3 protein-coding genes are annotated in these 2,836 nt (G+C 51.9%); all 3 read right to left on the bottom strand.

The window, feature by feature from the left end:
- Positions 1 to 545: hydrolase (locus IJN28_05940; protein ID MBQ6713307.1), on the bottom strand; the 545-nt coding region annotated here is incomplete at its 3' end.
- A gap of 5 nt (positions 546 to 550) precedes the next feature.
- Positions 551 to 1,027 carry a hypothetical protein gene (locus tag IJN28_05945; protein MBQ6713308.1) on the bottom strand — a complete coding sequence of 159 codons (477 nt, stop codon included), beginning with the start codon at positions 1,025 to 1,027 and terminating at the stop codon, positions 551 to 553.
- Positions 1,027 to 2,799, bottom strand: a complete 1,773-nt coding sequence (locus IJN28_05950) for a tape measure protein (GenBank protein MBQ6713309.1) — start codon at positions 2,797 to 2,799, stop codon at positions 1,027 to 1,029. The genes IJN28_05945 and IJN28_05950 overlap by 1 nt, the downstream gene beginning before the upstream one ends.
- Positions 2,800 to 2,836: the final 37 nt, after the last annotated feature.

Here is a 2,836-nt window from a genome sequence, read left to right on the forward strand (position 1 = left end):
GCCGCATCCTTATCGATCACCATATTCAGCTTCATACTTTGGATATCTCTCAGAGCGATCCTGCCCGCATCATCGAACAATACAAAGACCTTATCCGTATTGTCCTTCGTGATCTTCAATGCATTCTCAATAATATCGAACAAAGACTGCCCGTCCTCCACCCGTTTCTCGATCTTATACTTCGTATCTTCAACCGTACCAAGCATCAGACCGTAATCATCGGCAATCATTGACACGAGCTCACTTGCTGTCTTGTTTTTATAAACATATACATCCTTGTTTTTAAAATATCGCAGCTGATCATACGCAACAACGCGGATATGATGATCCTTGTTTCGTGTTTTTGTAAACACATATCCCTGAAAAATGTCTTTCCCATCAACCGCAAGCCTGACCGGTGCTCCCTCATTGAAGGAAATGACATCATCCTTGACGACCGTAAATGTCAGCTTGCCCGGCTCGCCCTTTTGGGCGGTCTCCCACTGCACACCACCCAACACGACAGGCTCGTACAGCTTGTCTGCCTGTATCGTCAACTTCAGCAACAAGCTCACCCCCTCGTTTTTGTTACTGCAGTATTACCATTCTCATCGACCGTTAAAACCTTCGTCGAATACGGTACATATTGCCGCAAGGTCACACTGCACATCTGATCAAGACCGTTGTCCGCACTTTCCTCAATACTGTACTCCTCCAGCGTTACCTTCAGATTTGTCGCCTGCAAAAGCCGACCGCCTTTCATACGAGAAACGATAAACTGAAACGGCTTCTCAGCCTTTTTCAGCTCTGCCAAATATGACAGTATTGCATTCACGCCAACAAAACCGAGCGTATCATAGCTCGCAAACGGATACTTCATGTGCGGGATCAAGAACGAAAACGAGACCTCTGTTAAGCCCTGCTTCTTAATGATCGTAATGTCCTCACCGCTGATCAATTCCACCGTCTTGTTCTTGCCCCCGTAATTGAAGCTGATTGCCCCCGGAGCGATCGGCAGCGGCAATTTATCCAAGAACACATAATGCATCAGCTCACCGCTCCTTCCATTCCCGTCTCAAGTGCTTCATACAGCTTATCTGTGATTTTTTGGATCACTGCGTCGGCATCCGTATCACGCGAGATATGATTCGTATTGTTGACCGTCAAATGTATCTCTACTTTACCGACTGCATTCGTGCCCGAAGAAGGCTTCACTCCGAGCATCTGTCCTGCCTGCTGCCACAGTCCTATGGCACGGCTGCTCCCATCAAGCGGGATCGCCGCTTCGGGAGACTTCTCGGCGAACGTTGTCAAAAAAGCACCCTTGCCATAGATCCCGCCCTTGGCATTCTGTGCCACATTTCCGCCGCTGCCGCTCAGCTTGAGCGTAAACCCTTCTTTGATACTGCCCAAAAAATCACCGATCATCGAAGGTATTTTACCGATCCAGGACTTTACTGCCTCATAGGCACCCTTTCCCCACTCAGCAGCCATATCTGCCAACCGCATACCGGCTGCGCCTGCATTTCTTACCATAGACACGACCGCACCGGTAACAGCCGCCGCAGCAGCTTTCATACTCTCCCATATCGCAACCAGCTTATCGCTGTTCTGCCATATCAGATATGCAACGGCCGCCACCGCCGCCCCTGCCGCGATCCACGGCAAAAGAGGAGCATTGGCAGCCCACGCCGCGACCGCCATCGCATACAGCGACTTCGTTGCCGTTACGATACCTGCGACCAGCATCGTACCGATCGCACCGCCGACCGCCGCCAGGATAGGACTTACCACAGCCCAATTCTCGGCAACGAAACCGCCCAGCCCCGCCATCATATCGAACACTGTCACGATCGCCGAGCCGAGTACCGCGACCGCTTTCCCCGCCGTCACGGCAAAGGTCTGAAAACCCTTGCTGTTGCTCAGCTCACCCAACCGCTTATATACAGGCGTCAATGCCTGATCGGCAGTATTCTTGAACAGATTCCAGACACTGCCGAACGTAACACCCATCGCATTAAACCTCGAATCCGTCTCTTCTGCCGCCGAAAAGAGGGCTTCCTTAACGATATCGGCAGTGATCAGACCTTCCTCTGCGATCGCTTTGATACCGCGTGTATCTCCCATCTTGCGGAAATGTGCTTCGATCGTCTTGGCGACCGTCGGCATTCCGTCAAGCACACTGTTGAGTTCTTCTCCGCGAAGGACACCGTTCGACATAGCCTGCGTCATCTGCATCATAGCACCCTCGGCAGCTGCCGTACTCGTTCCCGCGATAGCGATATGCTTGTTGATTTGCTCGGCAAATCGCAATATCTCCTCATTACTGCTGAATGCCTGTCCTGCCTGAATGCCCAGCTTACCGACCATATCAGCAGTCGCCTTATAATCAGAACGTGTGCTGTTCGCACTCGCCCTCACCATCTCCTGCAGCTGTTCTGTCGTCTGCAGACCGTCATTGATCAGATCGAGCCGAGACTTGATATTCGTATAATCATCCGCCGCACGCGCCAGAGACATCGCACCTTCCAGTGTCGTATACGCCGCGACCAGACCGCCTACCTTAGACGCAAGACCGCCTGCAAGACCGCCGCTTTCCCGCATCTCACCGTTCAGCTTGTCCTGTGCGGCGGCAGCTTCTCTCAAGTTCTTCTCCACTGCATCGATCGCTTGATTCGCCCGAAACATCTCCTGACGCGCCGCCACGAAGGAAGCCGTATCGATACCTTTCCCCGATGTTCTCTGCAGCTCTTCAAAACTGCTCATGACGACATTCATCGCATTGTTGATCGCCTTAAGCGACGGACTCATGCCATCCACAATGCTGACCGCCGTTCTTATCTCACTCATTTACTCA

The sequence above is a fragment of the Selenomonadales bacterium genome (genome assembly GCA_017442105.1).
GTDB lineage: Bacteria > Bacillota > Negativicutes > RGIG982 > RGIG982 > RGIG982.

Bases quoted from the DNA above. Each gene is read 5' to 3' on its own strand.
- IJN28_05945 (MBQ6713308.1), bottom strand. From the start codon at position 1,027: ATGCATTATGTGTTCTTGGATAAATTGCCGCTGCCGATCGCTCCGGGG.